This is a genomic window from Brooklawnia sp., assembly GCF_049651565.1.
Classification (GTDB): domain Bacteria; phylum Actinomycetota; class Actinomycetes; order Propionibacteriales; family Propionibacteriaceae; genus Brooklawnia.
On record NZ_JBASCI010000165.1, the window covers coordinates 1 to 2,688 of the forward strand.

Annotated in this window: 3 protein-coding genes and 1 pseudogene; 1 reads left to right on the forward strand and 3 read right to left on the reverse strand. The window is 68.3% G+C overall.

Annotated features, from left to right (window positions below):
• Positions 1–715 (forward strand): BadF/BadG/BcrA/BcrD ATPase family protein (locus tag WBL05_RS07560; protein WP_424224897.1); only part of this gene is annotated, 715 nt, incomplete at its 5' end.
• Positions 716–1,009: 294 nt separating this feature from the next.
• Here the strand turns inward: WBL05_RS07560 and WBL05_RS07565 are convergent.
• From WBL05_RS07565 to purS, 3 genes and pseudogenes are all read right to left on the reverse strand, one after another.
• The gene (locus WBL05_RS07565; RefSeq protein WP_424224898.1) at positions 1,010–1,450 is read right to left on the reverse strand and encodes a hypothetical protein; all 441 of its coding nucleotides are present in this window, start codon (positions 1,448–1,450) and stop codon (positions 1,010–1,012) included.
• 193 nt (positions 1,451–1,643) lie between these two features.
• The gene (gene purQ, locus WBL05_RS07570; RefSeq protein ID WP_424224899.1) at positions 1,644–2,321 is read right to left on the reverse strand and encodes a phosphoribosylformylglycinamidine synthase subunit PurQ; all 678 of its coding nucleotides are present in this window, start codon (positions 2,319–2,321) and stop codon (positions 1,644–1,646) included.
• Positions 2,318–2,566, reverse strand: a pseudogene (gene purS, locus WBL05_RS07575) (phosphoribosylformylglycinamidine synthase subunit PurS); the annotation flags it as partial. The gene purQ and the pseudogene purS, both read right to left, overlap by 4 nt.
• Positions 2,567–2,688: the final 122 nt, after the last annotated feature.

Sequence of the window (2,688 nt, forward strand, 5' to 3'; positions counted from 1 at the left end):
CGGTGCGGCCGCCGGAGCGGATGGCGCGGCCGGGTTGCTGTTGCTGCTGGCCGGCGGGGTGCGCCGGCTGCTGCTGACTCACGACTCGATCACGAACTACCTGGCCGTGCTCGGCTCCCGGCCCGGCGTCGTGGTCGCGGCCGGCACCGGCGTTGTCACGTTGGCCGTCGGGGACGCGTCGGTGGCGCGGGTGGATGGCTGGGGTTACCTGGTCGGGGATGCGGGGTCGGGATACTGGGTCGGGCGGGCCGGGCTGGACGCGGTGCTGCGTGCTTTCGATGGCCGCGGTCCGGCCACCGCACTGAGCGCGGTGGTGCGCAATGACTTCCCCGACCTGGCGGAGATGTACCTGGAGCTGCAGGGCGACGACGCCAAGGTGTCGCGGATCGCTGGATACGCCCGGGCGGTGGCTGATCTGGCCGGTACGGACGAGGTCTGTCGCGCCATCTGCCGGTCCGCGGCCGGGGAGCTGGCGCACTCCGTTCTGACCGGGATTCGAAGGGTAAGCCTGGCGTCTCCGGTCACTGTCGGGCTGAGTGGACGCCTCCTCGGCTCGGAGGTGCTGCGCCGCGAGGTCATCCGGTTGGTCAGCGAGGCGCACCCGGACGCCCAGTTCGTCACCGGGACGGGTGGCTCGTTGGCCGGGGTCGCACTGCTGCCTACCTTGCCGGCCAACTCGGTGCTCTCGACCTGGGTGGACGCCGCCGCGGTCTAGCACCCGGGGGCGGTGCGCGGGCATGCCGAATGGCTGCGCGGCCGGGTGTGGCAGTGCAGTGGGTCAGGATGGGCAGGGTCGGAAACCTGTCGTTGGGCGGCGGCCAAGGTCAGTTGCCCAGGGGTCAGGTTCTTGCCCTGACCCGGTTTGGGCGCCATGACGGGGCTGGTCGTGCTGGCCCGGCCGCCCACTGCCTGCCCATCCCATGGCTCTGGCGGGTGTCCGTGCCACGGGCACCTTGACCGCCACCCGGGACTCGCGGCCGCCAGCTAGCAGTGCGGTGTGCTCCTGTCGTCAGCTGGCTTCCTCCAGCGGCTCGGGTTCATCGGATAGCTCGGCCTGGGCTGGCGGTTCGGTCTTCACCAGGGGTTGGGCCTGGGTTTCGGCTTCGGCACCGGCTTGTGTTGCCTCGGCGTCCGCTTTGGCCGGGTCTGCTTCTGATCCAGTCTCGTCCTCTGCTTCGGTTTCGGGCACGTGGATGCGCGTGGTGCCGTTGGCGGTGACGAGGTATCGGTAGCCTGCTGGGGAGGTCCAGTGGAAGACCCCGGGTGTGGGTTGTTCGAGTTTCCAGCCGCCGAAGGTTCTGGCGCGGTGGGTGACCCTGGACAGTGGCCCCAGGTTCCCCGGACGGGTCTGCCCTGTCTCGCCCTGGATGTAGGGGGTGGTGTGGTCGAGGCCGCAGTTGGTGGCTGCCCGGAGGACCAGCCAGCAACCCGTGGGCACGATGCGTCCCAACCGACGAAGAATGTACGCCTTTCGAGGCCGCTCGCGAGCAGTAACTCTCCCCAGGAACGGAAAGTGCACACCCGGGGGCGGCGTCCCAGCACGACCGGCGAGCCAGACGGGATCGGGCCGGAACGCGGCAAGGTGGCGGCGACTCCAGCCCGACGGGCCACCACGGGTACGGGTGGCCCCAACCGCGGAGCCGTCAGGCCGAGGTCAACGCCAGGAAGCGCTGCACCGAGGTGAAGAAGGGCAGGCCGTCCTTGGTGCCGCCGGTGAGCACCTCGACGCTGTGCTCGGGGTGCGGCATCAAACCGACCACATTGCCGCGCTCGTTGGTGATGCCGGCGATGTCGTTGCGTGAACCGTTCGGGTTATCGAGGTAGCGGAAGACCACCTGGTTGTTGTCCTCCAGCTGGCGCAAAGTCTGTGAGTCGGCCTGGAAGTTGCCCTCACCGTTCTTCAGCACGATGGTGATCTCCTGGCCGGCCACGAAATCGCAGGTCCAGGTGGTGTCCGATGACTCCACCCGCAACCGCTGCTGACAGCAGACGAACTTGCGTCCCTCGTTGCGGATCATCGCGCCAGGCAGCAGGTGCGACTCGCACAGCACCTGGAACCCGTTGCAGATGCCCAGCACCGGCAGTCCACCCCTGGCCGCGCGGACGACTTCGTCCATGATCGGCGCGAACCGGGCGATCGCACCGGCCCGCAGGTAGTCGCCATAGCTGAACCCACCCGGCAGGATCACCGCCTCGACACCGGCCAGCGAATCCGACGCGTGCCACAGCGGAACCGGCTCGGCACCCGACAACCGGATCGCCCGGCGGGCGTCCTGGTCGTCCAGGGTGCCGGGGAAGGTGACCACACCGATCCGGTTCACTGGTGCTCCTCGACGCGCACCACGAAGGTCTCGATCACGGTGTTGGCAAGCAGCTTCTCGGCCGCCTCCCGGATCTCGTCGAGTCGCTCCTCGGTCAGCTCGCCGTCGACGGTGATCTCGAACCGCTTGCCCTGACGCACCTCCAGCCCCTGGTGGCCAAGGCGCTGCAACGAACTGGTGACGGCCTTGCCCTGGGGATCAAGGATCTCGGGCTTGGGCATCACATCGACAACCACACGACTCATGAGTTTCTCCTATGTCAAGCGGCCACCGAGATGCAAGTCCCGAGGGTCGCTTCGTGGTCGGTTTTCAGGGTGTTGTAGACGATGCGGGCGAGGCGTCGTTTCAAGCAACGCAACGCTTCGGA